The 17,248-nt window shown below is 40.9% G+C and carries 18 protein-coding genes, 1 tRNA gene and 1 pseudogene; 4 read left to right on the top strand and 16 right to left on the bottom strand.

The features are described 5' to 3' along the window. From B7692_RS04060 to B7692_RS04030, 7 genes are all read right to left on the bottom strand, one after another. The coding region (locus B7692_RS04060; RefSeq protein WP_205008222.1) for a transposase at positions 1-158 on the bottom strand (158 nt) is incomplete at its 3' end. Positions 159-538: 380 nt separating this feature from the next. Beyond that, positions 539-610 (bottom strand) — tRNA-Arg (locus B7692_RS04055). Positions 611-652: 42 nt separating this feature from the next. Continuing rightward, positions 653-1,000, bottom strand: a complete 348-nt coding sequence (rplS, locus tag B7692_RS04050; protein ID WP_001068669.1) for a 50S ribosomal protein L19 — start codon at positions 998-1,000, stop codon at positions 653-655. Between the two features lie 118 nt (positions 1,001-1,118). Continuing rightward, positions 1,119-1,448, bottom strand: coding sequence for a fluoride efflux transporter CrcB (gene crcB, locus B7692_RS04045; protein WP_049487680.1), 330 nt, complete (start codon positions 1,446-1,448; stop codon positions 1,119-1,121). Continuing rightward, a complete protein-coding gene (crcB, locus tag B7692_RS04040) occupies positions 1,442-1,816 on the bottom strand; it encodes a fluoride efflux transporter CrcB (RefSeq protein WP_084929979.1) in 375 nt (124 codons plus the stop codon). The genes crcB (B7692_RS04045) and crcB (B7692_RS04040) overlap by 7 nt, the downstream gene beginning before the upstream one ends. Beyond that, positions 1,813-2,079, bottom strand: coding sequence for a chorismate mutase (locus B7692_RS04035; protein ID WP_049487675.1), 267 nt, complete (start codon positions 2,077-2,079; stop codon positions 1,813-1,815). Before B7692_RS04035 ends, crcB (B7692_RS04040) begins: the two co-directional genes overlap by 4 nt. Positions 2,080-2,194: 115 nt before the next feature. Continuing rightward, complete coding sequence (locus B7692_RS04030) at positions 2,195-2,638, bottom strand: flavodoxin (protein ID WP_001162128.1); 444 nt, start codon at positions 2,636-2,638, stop codon at positions 2,195-2,197. A gap of 103 nt (positions 2,639-2,741) precedes the next feature. On the opposite strand from B7692_RS04030, the gene B7692_RS04025 reads away from it, so the two are divergent. Then, complete coding sequence (locus B7692_RS04025; protein WP_084929978.1) at positions 2,742-3,677, top strand: DHH family phosphoesterase; 936 nt, start codon at positions 2,742-2,744, stop codon at positions 3,675-3,677. A gap of 95 nt (positions 3,678-3,772) precedes the next feature. Next, a complete protein-coding gene (locus tag B7692_RS04020; protein ID WP_000710764.1) occupies positions 3,773-4,015 on the top strand; it encodes a type B 50S ribosomal protein L31 in 243 nt (80 codons plus the stop codon). Between the two features lie 113 nt (positions 4,016-4,128). On the opposite strand, the pseudogene B7692_RS04015 reads toward B7692_RS04020, so the two are convergent. The 7 genes and pseudogenes from B7692_RS04015 to B7692_RS03985 all read right to left on the bottom strand — a co-directional run bounded on the left by B7692_RS04015 (position 4,129) and on the right by B7692_RS03985 (position 13,123). Then, positions 4,129-5,444, bottom strand: a pseudogene (locus tag B7692_RS04015) (Nramp family divalent metal transporter). Between the two features lie 216 nt (positions 5,445-5,660). After that, positions 5,661-8,837, bottom strand: coding sequence for a carbamoyl-phosphate synthase large subunit (gene carB / locus B7692_RS04010; RefSeq protein ID WP_084929977.1), 3,177 nt, complete (start codon positions 8,835-8,837; stop codon positions 5,661-5,663). A gap of 312 nt (positions 8,838-9,149) precedes the next feature. Further along, on the bottom strand, positions 9,150-10,229 hold the full coding sequence (locus B7692_RS04005; protein WP_049500415.1) for a carbamoyl phosphate synthase small subunit: 1,080 nt from the start codon (positions 10,227-10,229) through the stop codon (positions 9,150-9,152). A 49-nt stretch (positions 10,230-10,278) separates the two neighbouring features. Beyond that, complete coding sequence (locus B7692_RS04000) at positions 10,279-11,202, bottom strand: aspartate carbamoyltransferase catalytic subunit (protein WP_033687097.1); 924 nt, start codon at positions 11,200-11,202, stop codon at positions 10,279-10,281. 18 nt (positions 11,203-11,220) lie between these two features. Next, positions 11,221-11,742, bottom strand: a complete 522-nt coding sequence (gene pyrR / locus B7692_RS03995; RefSeq protein WP_000850023.1) for a bifunctional pyr operon transcriptional regulator/uracil phosphoribosyltransferase PyrR — start codon at positions 11,740-11,742, stop codon at positions 11,221-11,223. Between the two features lie 209 nt (positions 11,743-11,951). After that, positions 11,952-12,581, bottom strand: coding sequence for an endonuclease III (gene nth, locus B7692_RS03990; RefSeq protein ID WP_000244443.1), 630 nt, complete (start codon positions 12,579-12,581; stop codon positions 11,952-11,954). Next, positions 12,581-13,123, bottom strand: coding sequence for a YceD family protein (locus B7692_RS03985; protein ID WP_049500412.1), 543 nt, complete (start codon positions 13,121-13,123; stop codon positions 12,581-12,583). Before B7692_RS03985 ends, nth begins: the two co-directional genes overlap by 1 nt. A 166-nt stretch (positions 13,124-13,289) precedes the next feature. Between B7692_RS03985 and B7692_RS03980 the strand changes: the two genes are divergently transcribed. Beyond that, positions 13,290-13,619 (top strand): helicase BlpT, encoded by a 330-nt coding sequence (locus B7692_RS03980; RefSeq protein ID WP_084929976.1) that lies wholly within the window; start codon positions 13,290-13,292, stop codon positions 13,617-13,619. 389 nt (positions 13,620-14,008) lie between these two features. Next, positions 14,009-15,568 (top strand): ATP-binding cassette domain-containing protein, encoded by a 1,560-nt coding sequence (locus B7692_RS03970; protein WP_084924616.1) that lies wholly within the window; start codon positions 14,009-14,011, stop codon positions 15,566-15,568. A gap of 150 nt (positions 15,569-15,718) precedes the next feature. Here B7692_RS03970 and htpX read toward each other — a convergent pair whose 3' ends face one another. Beyond that, on the bottom strand, positions 15,719-16,618 hold the full coding sequence (gene htpX, locus B7692_RS03965; RefSeq protein WP_084929975.1) for a zinc metalloprotease HtpX: 900 nt from the start codon (positions 16,616-16,618) through the stop codon (positions 15,719-15,721). Between the two features lies 1 nt (position 16,619). Further along, on the bottom strand, positions 16,620-17,180 hold the full coding sequence (locus B7692_RS03960) for a LemA family protein (RefSeq protein ID WP_084929974.1): 561 nt from the start codon (positions 17,178-17,180) through the stop codon (positions 16,620-16,622). Positions 17,181-17,248 lie beyond the last annotated feature (68 nt).

Raw genomic sequence — 17,248 nt, 5'->3', positions numbered from 1 at the left:
ATTTCAACTCCTTTATAACTACACAAGCGATGAAATATTTCGCCTAAACTACTTCGATATTGATTATAGATAACTTTTCGTCTATACTTAGGGGTGAACACAATGTGATACTTACAGTGCCACTTTGTGTGCGATAAACTATGAGCCTTTTGTGCCATATTTTTCTCCTTTCGCTTTACAATTGGCTTGAACACCTTTATTGTATCGCGTTCGGAGTTTTTTTGGTATAACCTTCGACGCGCACCCGCATAGCGGGTGGTTTTTTTGTCTCTCACCTAACGGAGCGAGACGGACTAATAGTCACATAATAAAAATAAGGACATTCTAACAAAGGAAGTCCTTATTTTTTAACTAATAGATGTCAAAGTTACTATGCAGATCCACTTTATCTGTACTCATTGATCAAAATATAACTTTTGCTCAAAATTTGGTCAAAAAAGACAAAAAATACTAAATTATTTTTAAAAATGAACTTGTGATAATTGCCCATTAAATAAACACTTTAAATTTTCTTTGTCTTTCTTTACATTTCTAAAAATGCCCCCTGCAGGAATCGAACCTGCAACTACTCCTTAGGAGGGAGTTGTTATATCCATTGAACTAAGGGAGCTAGATAAAAACTCTGCTGAAGAAGCAGAGTTTTTTAGTCGAATTAACGACGGATTTCTTTGATACGAGCTGCTTTACCTTGAAGAGCACGCAAGTAGTACAATTTCGCACGACGTACTTTACCGTAACGAACAACTTCGATTTTTTCAACACGTGGAGTGTGGATTGGGAAGATACGCTCAACACCTACACCGTTAGAGATTTTACGAACTGTGTAGTTTTCTGAGATGCCAGCACCTTTACGTGCGATAACAACACCTTCAAAAATCTGGATACGTTCACGGTTACCTTCGACAACTTTCGCGTGAACACGAACAGTGTCACCAGGACGGAATGATGGGATATCTGTACGAAGTTGACCTTCAGTCAAGCTTTGGATTAATGGATTCATTTTATTCTCCTATCTTTGTCAATCTTGAGGAAACTTCCTCAGCGGATAAACTGTATTTTTGTGCGTCCATTACACACAAGATACAGTTTACCAAATTTCCGCAAAAAAGTAAAGAAATTTATAGCAGAATTCCTAAAAAAATCGCAACCAAACCACCTAGGTAGGTCAAAGTCAGGTAAGAATAAAAGACCTTCTTATCACTTAACAGTCTTTGAAGTTCATCATTCAAGGTCGAAAAAGTCGTCAGACCTCCACAAAATCCAGTTGCTAGAATAGCATAGACTTCCTTAGATTCCACATGATTGTAGAATAATCCAATTAAAAAACAACCCAAAAGATTGGCTATTAGCGTTCCGAGTGGCAATTTAGATGCTTGATTATAGCGGGAAAAGAAATAGCGCACTAAAGCTCCGAAACCACAAGCAATTGCAAGATAGACGATTACCATTTCTTCCTCCCTAAATAGTAAGCTAAAAGCAGTCCTCCACCGATGCTCAAAAGCAAATACATGACAAAACTAAGATAACGCCCTGTATCCAGTAGTTTCACAGCATCAAGCATGAGACTGGAAAAGGTTGTCAAACCGCCACAAAAGCCCGTCCCTAGTGCTAAAATAACACCTTTACTGGTTCCCTTATAAACTAGATAACCTTTTACTAGATAAATCAAGCAGAAAATTCCCAGATAGTTAACAAGAAGGGTGCCCCAAGGGAAATCTGGACTGGCTGGTAACCAAGTGGAAACTAGGTAACGGACCAATCCACCCAACATGGCAGCTAGGAAAATCCCTAGCGGATAAAATTGTTCTTTTTTCATTTGATATTTTGATCCTGATAATCACGCGAACGTTTGAGTATGTCCGAAAAAGTCGCTACAATAGTCTCCTGATAGCGCTTGTCCTCTACACGACTCCTAACCTTTTCAAAGATAATTGCTTCTCTCTTGGTATCTAAAATCGGTTTCCCTGAAGCCTTCTTATAAGCCACAACCCCTTCAACTAAATGCATTCGTTCTTCTAACAATTTGACAATTTGATCGTCGATTTGATCAATTTCTTGACGAATACTATCTAAATCCATACAGTCTCCTCCTTTATTTGAATTATTGTATCAAAAAGCCACCAAATAGGCTAGTAAAATCTCAACTCTCGATAAGAAAAATGCACTGATTGATTGCATCAGCGCACTTTTATGTTTATCCTACTTTAGCAGCCAATTCTTCTGCGAATTGTTCCAAGCGTTCAATATCTTCTTCCTCGGCAGAAAGATCAACTTTAACACACTCTGAACCTTTTTCTGCCCCTGTTGAAACAAAAACACGGTCAAAGTCATCAACAGCCTTACAGAATTCATCGTAGAAGGTGTCACCTGAACCGACCACTCCGTAGATTTTGCCATTCAAATTGAGATCTGCTAGGTCTTCGTAGAAGTCCATCATCTCATCTGGCAATTCTCCATCACCATAAGTATAGGTCGCAACGATAGCGATGTCTGCTTCCAAGAAGTCTGAAGCGTCAACAGTTGTACATTCATCAACATCGACATCCAAGCCCAAGTCACGTAATTTGTCTGCTACAATATCTGCAATTTCTTCGGTATTACCGGTCATACTGGCAAATACAATTTTTGCTAATGCCATATCGTCCTCCTCAATTTATCTTTCTCCATTATATCACATCTTTTTCATTTTAAAAATAAAAATTCTTGTGCTACAATGAAATGAGAAAGAATTGAGGTTATTTATGGAAATTTGCCATCAAATTTTAGAAAAAATCAAAGAATACGACACGATTATCATTCATCGTCATATGAAACCAGACCCTGATGCCTTGGGAAGTCAAGTGGGCTTGAAAGCCTTGCTGGAATATCATTTCCCTGAAAAAACCATCAAAGCTGTAGGTTATGATGAACCAACTCTAACTTGGATGGCTGAGATGGATCTTGTTGAAGATAGTGTCTACCAAGGCGCCCTTGTCATCGTCTGTGATACGGCTAACACCGCTCGTATCGATGATAAGCGCTATAGTCAAGGTGATTTTCTCATTAAGATTGACCACCATCCAAATGATGATGTATATGGTGACCTATCATGGGTGGATACTAGTTCAAGCAGTGCTAGCGAGATGATTGCCCTATTTGCTGAAACAACCCATCTGGCCTTGTCAGATCGCGCTGCTGAATTGCTCTTTGCAGGAATCGTTGGTGATACAGGTCGTTTCCTCTACCCTTCTACCACTGCACGCACCCTCCGCCTGGCTGCCTCTCTGAGAGAACAGAACTTTGATTTTTCGGCTCTCACTCGCAAAATGGACACTATGAGCTACAAAATTGCTAAACTTCAAGGCTACATCTATGACCATCTGGAAGTGGATGAAAATGGTGCAGCGCGCGTTATCCTGAGTCAAGAAGTCTTAAAACAATTCAATGTTACCGATGCTGAAACTGCAGCCATTGTCGGTACACCTGGACGCATTGACAGTGTGAGTCTCTGGGGAATTTTTGTAGAGCAGGCTGATGGCCACTACCGTGTCCGCTTACGCAGTAAAATCCATCCTATCAATGAAATTGCCAAAGAACATGATGGAGGAGGCCACCCGCTAGCAAGTGGTGCTAATTCCTATAGCCTAGAGGAAAACGAAATCATCTACCAAAAGTTAAAAAACTTGCTTAAAAACTGATAAAATACTTGCCAAACTTTTCAGAATCTGATAGACTAGTATGGTAACAATCTATGGCTCGCAAAGAGACCATGGCAGAAAGGAAATATTGCAAAATGAAAAAAGATATCCATCCAGAATATCGCCCAGTTGTCTTCATGGACACAACTACTGGTTACCAATTCCTTAGCGGTTCAACAAAACGCTCTAACGAAACAGTTGAGTTCGAAGGCGAAACTTACCCATTGATCCGTGTGGAAATTTCATCAGACTCACACCCATTCTACACTGGACGTCAAAAGTTCACTCAAGCAGATGGACGTGTGGATCGTTTCAACAAAAAATACGGTCTCAAATAATGATAAAAAAGAACAGTTTCGACTGTTCTTTTTTTCTTCTTTTTATGAATCCATCACTACTACTTTCTATTTGTCAACCATCACGCTGAAACTATAATTGATTTCAAACGGGGTTAAAAAATATCGAAAAGAAGCTTGATATTGAGAATGGTCAAGATGATTGAAACTGCGTAGCCTAGGATTGTATTCCACTTGACATTGGTAAATTCTCCCATCACTGACTTCTTAGAGGTCAGATAAATTAAGGGAAAAATTGAGAATGGAAGAGCGATGGAAAGAAAGACCTGTGAATAGACCAATAACTGATCCAAGGTTCTTTCTTGATGTCCAACTATGATCACAGGAAGCAAGGAAAAAATCCTTGTACCAATACGAATGATCCACTAAGGTAATTTCAGATGCAAGAAACCTTCCATAACAATCTGTCCAGTCAAGGTGCCTGTGATAGTAGAATTTTGATCACTTGCTAAGAAAGCTAAAGCAAACAAGACAGAGTTGAGCTGGCTATCGCTCCTTATATTGTCGAATCCTGTAAAGCATTGTACATTTGAGAAAAGTTTAAATTTCAGACGCATGATCAAAAAAGAGCGATGCTCCTAAAATTAGAAGTAAGGAATTGCCAACAAAGGCTAGGGGCAACTGAAGATTTGAGTCCCAGATCATAAAACGAACAGCTTTTCGAACATCCTTTTTATCCTTATGGTTTATCTTCCTTGTTTGAGATAGGGATGAATGAAGATAGAGATTATGGGGCTTGACTGTTGCTCCCACAATACCTAAAGCCAAAGTCAGTTGACTCTCATGTCCTGGCAGAGTACTTTCAAATAAAGTCGGAGTCGGTAAATAGCCACCAAAAATCCCCTGTATACTCGGATTGGATAAAGCTACCAGATAAGAAAAGATACCTGATATGGTTAAGATAAGGGTTGTAACAATAGCTTCAATCTTCTTGAAACCAAATTTCATCAACAAAAGCAAAAAAAATACATCTAAAACGGTTAGTAGGATAGCGATCTTTATCGGTATTTTAAACAAAAGATTCAAGACAATCGCTGAACCAAAAAACTCATCCAAGTCTGTCGCCATCAAAGCTAATTCTAAAATCACCATAGACTATAGCGGAACCATTTGGGAGCATGATGTGCGATTGCCTGCGCTAAATCCATCCTAGTCACGATACCGAGCTTTCCAGCCATCTGTTGTAACTGCATGGAGATAATGGATGAAATCAAAATAACAAATAAGAGACTATGCTTGTAGGAAGCATCACCAACAACACTGGTAATCCAGTTTCCAGAATCCATATAACCAACTGCTACAAGAACTCCAGTCCCCAAAAATACTTTTAGATTTTGCAAAAATGATTGTTATTCGGAGTTTCAATAGATTGGTTGATTTCAGAAAGAGAGACCTTTTTGTAAGAAGACATCTGAATATTCACTTTCTAATCTTGTCTTTGCTTATTTTATTAATGTATTTTTGAAAATATAATGAAAATAATTTCCTATTTCCAATTTATTCTTATTACATCACATTTTGAAACGATTCTTAAGGAAAGCATGATAGTTAAAACAAGCAAGAACAGTATTGAAAAAAACCAGCGTTTTCTGACGCTGGCTTTTTAACTGTGAAAAATTTTTCTCAACTAGATTGCTTCTGTGACAAAACTACGGCTTTCCAATACTTTGAGCATGGCGTTAGCTGTATCTAGGGCTGTGAAGAGGGGCACCCCGTGTTCAATAGCTGAACGGCGAATCTGCTCTCCATCTTCGTCTGCAGTTCGTTTTGTTCCTACTGTGTTAATGATAGCTTGAATTCTTCCTTTACGAACAAAGCTTGGAATATCCTTATCGTCATCACCAATCTTACCAACAGGTTGGGCTTGCAATCCATGACTGGCAAAGAAGGCTGCTGTCCCTTCTGTCGCGAGGATTCCATAGCCAATATTTTGGAAACGACAAGCCAAGTCCAAGGCTTCTTCTTTGGCATCATCAGCGATGGTAAATACAACGTTACCAAAAGTTGGCAAGTGTAAGTAAGAAGCTTCAAAGGCCTTATAGAGAGCTTTTTCCAAAGTCGTATCAGAACCCATAACTTCCCCTGTTGACTTCATTTCAGGACCAAGTAAGCTGTCTACCTTAGCTAGTTTGGTAAAGGAGAAGACAGGTGCCTTGATATGAACGCGGGTACTTTCAGGGTAAAGTCCATCTTGGTAGCCAAGTTCTTCAAGTTTTTGACCAAGAATGAGCTTGGTTGCTACTTGAGCCATAGGGATATTGGTCACTTTAGAAAGGAATGGAACCGTACGGCTGGCACGTGGATTGACCTCAATAACGTAGACTTTTTCATCCTTGATAACAAACTGGATGTTCATCATTCCAAGGCAATTAAGGCCGATTGCTAGACGTTTCGTATAGTCTGCTATAGTTTCCTGAACCTTTTGCGACAAGGTTTGTGGTGGGTAAACGGCCATTGAGTCACCTGAGTGGACACCAGCACGTTCGATATGCTCCATGATACCAGGGATAAGGACATTTTCTCCGTCTGAAATGGCATCAACTTCACACTCTTGTCCAACGATATAAGAGTCTACAAGGACTGGATGGTCAGGACTAGCCTTAACCGCTGTGCGCATGTAAGAACGAAGGTCTTCTTCGTTTTCAACGATTTCCATAGCACGTCCACCAAGTACATAAGATGGACGGACAAGAACTGGGAAGCCAATCTTTCGAGCTGCAAGAACTGCTTCTTCTTCATTGGTAGCCGTTTGTCCTGGTGGCTGTGGAATATCCAAATCTTTAAGAGCTTGCTCAAAGAGGTCACGGTCCTCAGCTCGGTCTAGGTCAGCAACCTGTGTCCCAAGGATGGTCACACCTGCTTTCGCCAATGGCTCCGCAAGGTTGATGGCTGTTTGACCACCGAACTGAACGATAACACCCTTTGGTTGCTCCAAGTCGATGACGTTCATCACATCTTCAAAAGTCAATGGTTCAAAGTAGAGTTTATCAGATACCGAGAAGTCTGTAGATACGGTCTCTGGATTTGAGTTCATGATGATAGCTTCGTAGCCAGCAGCTTGGATAGCCTTAACAGAGTGAACCGTTGCATAGTCAAACTCGACCCCTTGACCGATACGGATTGGACCAGAACCTAGGACAAGTACAGATTCCTTATCAGACTTGATAGACTCGTTTTCCCAACCATAGGTTGAATAGAAGTATGGTGTTTCAGAGTCAAATTCTGCCGCACAAGTATCTACCATCTTATAAACTGGAACAATCTTGCTTTCCAAACGAAGCTGGCGAACTTGGTCAGCTGTCGTTTCCCATAGTTCAGCAATCTTACGGTCTGAGAAACCATTTAGTTTTGCTGTTTTCAAGACTTCTAGATCTTGTGGATGGGCACCTAATTCTTGCTCAATTTCAAAGATATGCAAGAGTTTATCCAGATAGAAGATATCAATCTTAGTCAATTCAGCAATTTCTTCTGGTGTGTAACCACGGCGAATAGCTTCTGACACATAGAAGAGACGGTCATCCTGGGCTTTGACAACTTTTTCAATCAAGGCATCATCCGAAACCGCTGCAAGTTCAGGCATTTCATTGTGGTGCACACCAATTTCAAGGGAGCGACAAGCTTTAAGGAGAGATTCCTCGATGTTACGACCAATCGCCATTACTTCCCCAGTCGCCTTCATCTGGGTACCAAGACGGCGCTCACCCTTTTCAAACTTGTCAAATGGGAAACGCGGAATCTTGGCAACCACATAGTCAAGGGCTGGCTCAAACATGGCATAGGTTGAACCTGTAACTGGGTTGATCACCTCATCTAAGGTCAAACCTACGGCAATCTTAGCAGCCAATTTGGCAATTGGGTAACCTGTCGCCTTTGAAGCAAGGGCTGAAGAACGCGATACACGGGGGTTTACTTCGATGACATAGTATTTGAAGCTATGCGGATCAAGGGCTAGCTGAACGTTACACCCACCTTCAATCTTGAGGGCACGAATAATGCTCAAGCTAGCGTCACGAAGCATTTGGTTTTCATAGTCTGACATGGTTTGAGCAGGGGCAAATACAATGGAATCTCCTGTATGAATCCCAACTGGGTCAAAGTTTTCCATGTTACAAACAACCAAAGCATTGTCAGCTGAGTCACGCATAACTTCGTATTCGATTTCCTTGAAACCTGCAATCGAACGTTCAATCAAACATTGGGTCACAGGTGACAATTTCAATCCATTTTCAGCGATTTCACGCAATTCTTCCTCATTAGCACACATTCCACCACCAGTACCACCAAGTGTAAAGGCTGGACGAACGATGACTGGGTAGCCAATTGTTGCTGCAAAGGCAACAGCTTCTTCAACAGTGTTTACAATTTCAGATTCTGGAATGGGTTGTTCCAATTCTTCCATCAATTGTTTAAAGAGGTCACGATCCTCTGCTTGGTCAATAGCAGATAATTTAGTTCCCAGAAGTTCAACACCAAGCTCATCAAGGATACCATTTTTAGATAATTCCATGGCCATGTTGAGACCTGTCTGACCACCGAGTGTTGGTAGCAAGGCATCTGGACGTTCCTTGCGAAGAATTCGTGTCACAAACTCAAGTGTAATCGGTTCAATATAAACCTTATCAGCAATTTCCTTGTCCGTCATGATAGTTGCAGGATTTGAGTTAACCAAAACAACCTCATAACCTTCCTCTTTCAAAGACAAGCAAGCCTGGGTCCCAGCGTAGTCAAACTCAGCAGCTTGACCAATAATAATCGGACCAGAACCAATCACCATAATTTTTTGAATATCAGTACGTTTAGGCATATATAAGATATTAAGGGCGTCAAGCGGACAAAGCTAAAATAGGAGTTATGACGAAGAACTATCAGTTCTAGGAATAACTATCTTTTTAGCACCGTCCGTAGCCCGTATTCAGTTCAGCAAATACGGACCACCCTTCTCCTTTCTATTCGGCAACTCTCGGATTGCCATTAAATAAGATACAAAGGACGAATAGAAAGCGATTGAATTTTAGGAAACCAAGGAAGGATTGACAATCCAAATTGGTTTATCTAAATTCCGAGCTTTCCGTCCGTGTTCAGTTGCATAAATTCTCCGACGAGGTTTTACTCGTTCTTAGTTTGATCGTTTAAAAGCTTCCATCATCTCGATAAACTCGTCAAATAGGTAACTTGCATCGTGTGGACCAGGGGCTGCATCTGGGTGGTATTGAACAGAGAAAGCCGGTTGGTATCTGTGACGTACACCTTCAACTGACTTGTCATTGATTTCTTCATGGGTAATGATCAAGTGCTCTGGCAAATCCTCACGGCTAACTGCATAACCATGGTTTTGACTTGTAAAATCCACACGTCCTGTAGCAATTTCACGTACCGCATGGTTGAATCCACGGTGACCAAACTTCATCTTGTAAGTCTTTGCCCCGTTTGCCATTGCAAAGAGTTGGTGCCCCATACAAATACCAAAGATTGGAATCTTTCCTTGCACGCCTCGAATCATATCGAGTGCCTGTGGAACATCTTCTGGGTTACCTGGACCGTTTGACAACATAACTCCGTCAGGATTGAGATGGAGAATTTCTTCAGCCGTTGTCGAATAAGGAACAACCGTCACGTTACAGTTACGTTTAGAAAGTTCACGTAGGATTGAGTGCTTGAGACCAAAGTCCACTAGAACCACGCTCAAACCAACTCCTGGAGCTGGATAGGATGTTTTAGTAGAAACCTGCTTGATATTATCCGTCGGCAAGACTGTCGCTTGGAGCTGATCCGTCACATGGTCCATACTGTCTCCAACATGAGTCAAGGTTGCACGCATAGTACCATGCTTACGGATAATCTTGGTAAGTGCACGCGTATCAATCCCTGAAATACCAGGAATTTTCTTGGCTTTCAAAAATTCATCCAGCGTCATTTGATTTCGCCAATTACTTGCTCTACGTGCTTCTTCGAAAACAACGACTCCCTTACAAGTTGGAATAATGGATTCGTAGTCATCACGGTTAATTCCATAATTTCCTACCAAAGGATAAGTAAAGGTCAAGATTTGTCCATTATAAGACTGGTCTGTAATGGATTCTTGGTAGCCAGTCATACCTGTATTAAAGACGATTTCGCCTGTTACATCAATATCTGCTCCGAAGGCCTTGCCTTCAAAAACTGTGCCATCTTCTAATACTAGAAGTCTTTTTGTCATATTTTCACCTCTCGTGGACGCTCACTGGCGTCTTTTAACGTCTTGTGTTTTAGTTGGCGTTTCTACTCGCCAGTACGGATTCTAAGATTGCCATTCGAACAAAGACACCATTGGTCATTTGTTGGACAATCCGTGATTTTGGTGCTTCAACCAAGTGATCTGCGATTTCTACATCACGATTGACTGGAGCTGGGTGCATGAGGATTGCTGTTTCTTTCAAACGGTCATAACGTTCTTGAGTCAAGCCATGTTGGGCATGGTAATCTTCTTTTGAAAAGACAGCTCCACTATCATGGCGTTCATGTTGCACACGGAGAAACATCATGACATCCACCTGATCAATGATTTCATCAATGGTTACAAACTGTCCATAGTCTGCAAACTCTTGACTTCTCCATTCCTCAGGTCCAGCGAAAAAGAGTTCAGCTCCCAAGCGTTTCAAAATCTGCATATTGGATTTGGCAACACGTGAGTGGTCCAAGTCACCTGCAATCGCAACCTTAAGACCCTCAAAGTGACCAAATTCCTCATAAATAGTCATCAAATCAAGCAAGCTCTGGCTAGGGTGTTGACCCGAACCATCTCCACCATTGATGATGGAAGTCGTAATCGTCGGACTTGCAATTAACTCTCTGTAGTAGTCAACCTCAGGGTGGCGAATCACACAGACATCCACTCCTAAAGCAGACAGAGTCAAAATGGTATCATAAAGTGTTTCACCCTTATTGACCGAACTAGTCTTCACATCAAAGTCAAGTCGCTCCAATCCCAGTTTAATCTCTGCAACTTCAAAGGACTTATGCGTCCGTGTAGAATCCTCAAAGAAAAGATTGGAAACAATCGGATGGTCTTCATAAGGAAGCTGAGCTCCGTTTTTAAACTCAATTCCTCGCTTGATCAATTTCATGACTTGATCGACAGTGAGGTCTTCCATGGACACCACATGGTTCAATGCTTGTTGATTTTCTGACATGGCTACTCCTTTAGCTTTCTAAGCTTCTTCAGTAATCAGAACTCTGTCTTGGCCATCAAGTTCTGCCATCTCTACGATGATTTCTTCAGAACGACTAGTTGGAATATTTTTTCCAACGTAATCTGGACGGATTGGCAATTCTCTATGTCCACGATCGACTAGAACTGCTAAACTCACGCGCGCAGGACGACCATGACCTACAATATTATCAATAGCAGCACGGATGGTTCGACCTGTATAGAGCACATCATCCACCAAGATAACTTCGCGGTCTGTCACATCGACAGAAACCAAAGAAGTATCTTCTCCACTTTTAACATCATCACGGAAAGGTTTAGTATCCAATTCCACAACAGGAACTGAAAGATTTTCTAGCTGCTCCAAACGTTCTTGGATACGGTGGGCGATAAAGACACCACGAGTTTTAATACCAGCCAAGACGATTTTATTCAAATCTTTGTTGCGTTCGATAATCTCATAAGTAATACGCGTAATCGCTCGTTTGACGGTCAATTCGTCTACAACTTCTTTTGTCTTCATGACAAACCTCCAAAAAGAAAAGTCTCCTTAAACAAGGAGACTTGAAATGTATAGCCAAGCGAGCCCTACTGCAAATAGTATAGACTTCACCCTTCTACTTTATCGCGCTCCTTGCCTGCCTCACGGGACAGGTTTAAAGGAATATTTAGTTATCAATTACTATAGCACAAAGCATGCTTAAAATCAAGCAAAAACTTTTGAGACCCATCTTATAAATTGCTAAAATCATATAATTGCGGGTACTGGTCACACTCTGGATTTTTAGGATGACAAATGGCTCTTCCAAAATAAATCATGGCCTGATGGGCTGCTAACCACTGCTCAGGTGGCAAGATATCCATGACCCGTTTTTCCACCTCAAGTGGCGTCGCTGATTTTTTGACGATATCGTGGTGCTTACAAATACGCTCCACATGAGTATCCACTGCGAAGGCTGGAATCCCAAATCCCACACTCATGACAACATTGGCCGTCTTGCGACCAACACCTGCCAGACTTTCCAATTCTTCACGTGTCTGAGGAACTTGACCGTCAAAATCGTCTAATAGTTGTTGAGCACATTTTTTTAGAAATTTAGCCTTATTCCGATACAGTCCTAGACGAGAAATGTGCGAAGCAATTTCACTCTCAGTTGCCACAGACATGGCTTGTGGCGTTGGAAAGGCAGCAAAGAGACCTGGTGTGGCCTTATTTACCGCTGCATCCGTTGTCTGAGCTGACAACATGACCGCAACTAGTAGTTCAAAATGATTGGTAAAATCAAGACTGGGCTTGGCATCTGGAAACAGAGCAATTATTTCTTCCAGCACTTTTCGTGCTCGTTTTTTTGACAAGACCATTATTCGTCTCCGTCAAATAGTCCTTGTAAGCCAGCAAAAGGACTGTTTTCTTCTTTCTTAACTGCCTGTTGGGCTTGGTATTCTTCTTCTGTCATGATTTGCCAGTTATTTCCTGAAACAAATCCTTGACCAGCCTCTTCTTCAGCCGTCAAGACCTTGATAGGAATGTTGAGAAGGATATTATCTGACACGCTCTCAGCAAGATCAAGTTCTCCATTTTCGATAGGCAAGACCAAATCATCATCTAGAACTTCTTGATCTAGCTGGTTAGTTGCGCCTTCCATGAAAACTTCCGTTACTGGATAAGATTCAACTAACTCAACTGGCTCCATACTGCGACTTGAAGCAAGAACAATGGTATAAGATAGTTGATAATCTAAGAAATACATACGGTCTTCGTACTGTACTTTCCCAACTGCAAGGATATCTTTTACATCTAAAATTTCTTGATTGCGTGCACGCAGGTCTGCGGCTAGGTCTAACGTTTGTTCAAAATGCAAGCCTTCAGACTGCTTACGAATTTCTTGAATATTTAATTTCATACTTCCTCCATAAAGATTTACTCTCTTGATTATACCATGAAAAGGCTACAAATCAGCACAGCAAACTTTATAATTAAAATTCGATTTTCAACATATTTACTATGACATTTTGTTTTTTAGTGCTATACTATAGGCAATAATACATCAGAGCAAGGAGGATGCTCACATGGAAGACAAAGAACTCATTACTAATGCAACCCAACTCCTATCCGAGTTAAATAAAAGTTTCCAAAGTTGCAAACAGGGTAGGGCAGATGATATTCGACTACAAGAGCTGCTAAATACTACTCTGCAAGAGCTCAAAAAAGCGGAAAAGTTGAACAACAGTATCTTAATCGAGCTTGAGAAATTTTACCAACGTACCAGTCTTCTGATTGGTCTTGGTAGCCTAAAACTAAATGATCAAGCACGCAGCGCTTGGCGCAACTATGACAAGTTCCATTACGAGCATATCAAACACGTACTAACTCTTTATGGACCTGTTTTTGGATTCTAGAGATTAGAATTATCAGTTTTCTGTTGACAAAATATCCTGAAAGGTATAGTATAGAGATACTAATACTCGGAGGTAAGGGAGACATGAACAACTAAGTCTATCAAATAAAGAACCTTTATTTAGTAGATCTTGTTTTTGTCTCTTTTTGTGTACTCTTTTATGCTCTTTTTCTGGCATTTTATACTCAATGAAAATCAAAGAGCAAACTAGGAAGCTAGCCGCAGGTTGCTCAAAGCACTGCTTTGAGGTTGTAGATAAGACTGACGAAGTCAGTTACATATATCTACGGTAAGGCGACGCTGACGTGGTTTGAAGAGATTTTCGAAGAGTATTAATAGAGTTTTTTGACATAAACTTTGGCTCTACTAGATAAAGTAGAGCTTTTTGTTATGCACTATCGACATTCTAGAAAGGGCAACAATATGATAAAAATCAATCACCTGACCATCACTCAAAACAAAGATTTACGAGACCTTGTAGCCGACTTAAGCATGACCATCCAAGACGGGGAAAAGGTAGCTATTATTGGCGAAGAAGGAAATGGCAAATCAACCTTGCTTAAAACTTTAATGGGAGAAACTTTACCTGATTTCACTATCAGGGGAGACATTCAATCTGATTATCAATCAATAGCCTACATTCCTCAAAAACTCCCCGAAGAGCGGAAAAAGAAAAGTCTACACGACTACTTCTTTTTAGATTCTATTGATTTAGACTACAGTGTCCTCTATCGTTTGGCTGAGGAGTTGCACTTTGATAGCAATCGTTTCGCTAGCAACCAAGAAATTGGCAGTCTATCAGGGGGCGAAGCTTTGAAAATTCAGCTCATCCATGAGTTAGCCAAACCCTTTGAGATTCTATTTTTAGATGAACCTTCAAATGACCTAGACCTTGAGACGGTTGACTCGCTAAAAGGTCAGATTCGAAAGATTAGGCAAACCGTTATTTTCATTTCCCATGATGAGGACTTTCTTTCTGAAACGGCAGACACTATTGTCCACTTGCGACTGGTCAAGCACCGTAAAGAAGCGGAAACGCTAGTAGAGCATTTAGACTATGATCGCTATAGTGAGCAGAGAAAGGCTAATTTTGCCAGACAAAGCCAGCAAGCTGCTAACGACCAAAGAGCCTATGATAAAACCATGGAAAAACATCGGCGAGTCAAGCAAAATGTAGAAACTGCACTTCGAGCTACCAAAGACAGTACTGCCGGTCGCCTATTGGCTAAAAAGATGAAAACTGTCCTCTCTCAAGAAAAACGCTACGAAAGGGCAGCTCAGTCTATAACCCAAAAGCCACTTGAAGAGGAAGAAATCAGACTTTTCTTCTCAGACATCCAACCATTACCGGCTTCTAAAGTCTTAATCCAACTGGAAAAAGAAAATTTGTCCATTGGCGACCAAGTTTTGGTTCAAAAACTACAACTAACTGTCCGTGGACAAGAAAAAATCGGTCTCATAGGCCCAAATGGTATGGGGAAATCAACTCTGTTAGCAAAGTTGCAACAACTGCTAAGTCAAAAAAGAGAGATTTCACTTGGTTATATGCCACAAGATTACCACAAAAAACTGAAATTGGATTTATCACCAATAGCCTATCTAAGTCAAACTGGGGAAAAAGAGGAACTACAGAAAATCCAATCTCACTTAGCCAGTCTCAATTTCAGTTATCCAGAAATGCAGCATCAAATTCTCTCCTTATCTGGCGGACAACAGGGAAAACTCCTGCTTTTGGATTTAGTCTTGCGCAAACCAAACTTTCTTCTGCTGGATGAACCCACACGAAATTTTTCTCCAACTTCTCAACCCCACATCAGGAAACTCTTTGCCACCTATCCAGGCGGTCTCATCACTGTTTCGCATGACCGTCGTTTCTTAAAAGAGGTCTGTTCAATCATCTATCGCTTAACAAAAAAAGGATTAGAAGCAGTTGATTTACAAGATTTATAAATTTGCAACATAGCAGATAGGTGGGGCAAAACACAATTTTAGGAGAAGAGAAAGTAAATCTTCCCATAATAAAACGCATAATATCAAGTTTTTTGCACACCTGATATTATGCGTTTTTCAGATTTTAAAGGCTTTTTCCCAGCCTTCATTTTACATATGTTTTAAACGTTCAATCCGTTCTGAGATAGGTGGATGGGTATAAAAGAGTTTTTGGAACCCTCCCCCTTTCTTAGGATCATTGATATAAAGTGCACTGCTGGCATCATCGACAGGACGACTCATCGGTTTACTATTATCCAACTTACGTAGAGCATTAATCATCCCTTGAGGATTGCGGGTCAACTCGACACTGGAAGCATCAGCTAGAAATTCCCTCTGACGAGAAATAGCTAGTTGCACCAAGGTTGCAGCGAGAGGTGCCAGCACAATTGCAAGTAGGGAAACCACTAGCATAATGATTTCAAGACCATTTCCTTCTCGGTCATCATCACTTCGTCTGCGACCTGCTCCACCCCACCACATCATACGACCTGCCATACTAGAAAGCATGGTGATAGCACTAGCAAGGGCAACAGCAATAGTCGAAATGCGGATATCGTAATTACGAATATGACTGACTTCATGTCCCATAACAGCTTCTAGTTCTTCACGATTCATGATAGCTAGGAGACCTGACGTCGCAGCAACCGCCGCATTTTGAGGGTTAGAACCTGTCGCAAAGGCATTTAAGGCTGGATCATCAATGATGAAAACACGAGGCATAGGAATCTGAGCCACCATAGCCATATCTTCCACTACATGGTAGAGGTCTGGTGCCGTTTGCTCATCCACCTCACGCGCCCCATTCATGGACATGACGATCTCTGTCGATTGAAAAATCATGGATAAGGCATAGATAAAGCCGATAATCAGTGCGATAACCAAACCACCAATCCCAGACCGCATAAAGAGGTAACCAACCGCATAGCCAACAAGAGCTAAGAGTAGGAAAAATACCAGCAACAAAATCCAGGTTTTTCGTTTATTGCTTGCAATTTGATCAAACAACATCTTAGTCACCTAAACCTCTAAAATCAACCTTAGGAACTGCCTTTTCCTCTTCTGGTGTTTGAAGGAAATCTGCTGCTTTAAATCCAAACATTCCAGCGATAATATTGCTTGGGAAAGTTTCTAATTTTACATTGTAGTTGCTGACAACACTGTTGTAGAGTTGACGAGAGTAAGAAATTTTATTTTCTGTGTTTGTTAACTCCTCTTGCAATTTAACAAAGTTGGCACTAGCTTTCAAATCTGGATAGCTTTCTGCAACTGCAAAAATACCTGAAACCTGACGAGTGAGGGCATCACTAGCTTTCATAGCTTCTGCTGGTGAAGTCGCTGCTGCCACTTGGTTACGCAGTTCTGCCACCTTTTCAAGGGTAGAACCTTCATATTTGGCATAACCTTTTACAGTTTCAATCAAGTTTGGCAAGAGGTCATTTCGACGTTTCAACTGAACATCAATCTGGCTCCAAGCCTCCTTGGTTTGCATACGATTCTTAACCAAACCGTTATAGCTAACAATCACAAAAATAACAATAAGAGCGATAACTCCAAGAATAATCCAAGTCATTATATAAGTCCTTTCTGCTTTTAGATTAGTACCAGTATATCAAATTTTTAATGATTGTGGTAAAATAA

Origin of the sequence: Streptococcus mitis (assembly GCF_002096925.1) — a bacterium.
GTDB lineage: Bacteria > Bacillota > Bacilli > Lactobacillales > Streptococcaceae > Streptococcus > Streptococcus mitis_AF.
This window is presented reverse-complemented; position numbering and strand designations above follow the sequence as displayed.

Coding starts and splice junctions, on each gene's coding strand:
- B7692_RS04030 (WP_001162128.1), bottom strand. CDS start 2,638: ATGGCATTAGCAAAAATTGTATTTGCCAGTATGACCGGTAATACCGAA.
- B7692_RS03960 (WP_084929974.1), bottom strand. CDS start 17,180: ATGACTTGGATTATTCTTGGAGTTATCGCTCTTATTGTTATTTTTGTG.
- B7692_RS03985 (WP_049500412.1), bottom strand. CDS start 13,123: ATGAAATTAAATATTCAAGAAATTCGTAAGCAGTCTGAAGGCTTGCAT.
- htpX (WP_084929975.1), bottom strand. CDS start 16,618: ATGTTGTTTGATCAAATTGCAAGCAATAAACGAAAAACCTGGATTTTG.
- B7692_RS04035 (WP_049487675.1), bottom strand. CDS start 2,079: ATGGATTTAGATAGTATTCGTCAAGAAATTGATCAAATCGACGATCAA.
- pyrR (WP_000850023.1), bottom strand. CDS start 11,742: ATGAAGACAAAAGAAGTTGTAGACGAATTGACCGTCAAACGAGCGATT.
- B7692_RS04000 (WP_033687097.1), bottom strand. CDS start 11,202: ATGTCAGAAAATCAACAAGCATTGAACCATGTGGTGTCCATGGAAGAC.
- B7692_RS03970 (WP_084924616.1), top strand. CDS start 14,009: ATGCACTATCGACATTCTAGAAAGGGCAACAATATGATAAAAATCAAT.
- carB (WP_084929977.1), bottom strand. CDS start 8,837: ATGCCTAAACGTACTGATATTCAAAAAATTATGGTGATTGGTTCTGGT.
- B7692_RS04005 (WP_049500415.1), bottom strand. CDS start 10,229: ATGACAAAAAGACTTCTAGTATTAGAAGATGGCACAGTTTTTGAAGGC.
- B7692_RS04025 (WP_084929978.1), top strand. CDS start 2,742: ATGGAAATTTGCCATCAAATTTTAGAAAAAATCAAAGAATACGACACG.
- rplS (WP_001068669.1), bottom strand. CDS start 1,000: ATGAATCCATTAATCCAAAGCTTGACTGAAGGTCAACTTCGTACAGAT.
- crcB (WP_084929979.1), bottom strand. CDS start 1,816: ATGAAAAAAGAACAATTTTATCCGCTAGGGATTTTCCTAGCTGCCATG.
- nth (WP_000244443.1), bottom strand. CDS start 12,581: ATGGTCTTGTCAAAAAAACGAGCACGAAAAGTGCTGGAAGAAATAATT.
- B7692_RS04020 (WP_000710764.1), top strand. CDS start 3,773: ATGAAAAAAGATATCCATCCAGAATATCGCCCAGTTGTCTTCATGGAC.
- crcB (WP_049487680.1), bottom strand. CDS start 1,448: ATGGTAATCGTCTATCTTGCAATTGCTTGTGGTTTCGGAGCTTTAGTG.
- B7692_RS03980 (WP_084929976.1), top strand. CDS start 13,290: ATGGAAGACAAAGAACTCATTACTAATGCAACCCAACTCCTATCCGAG.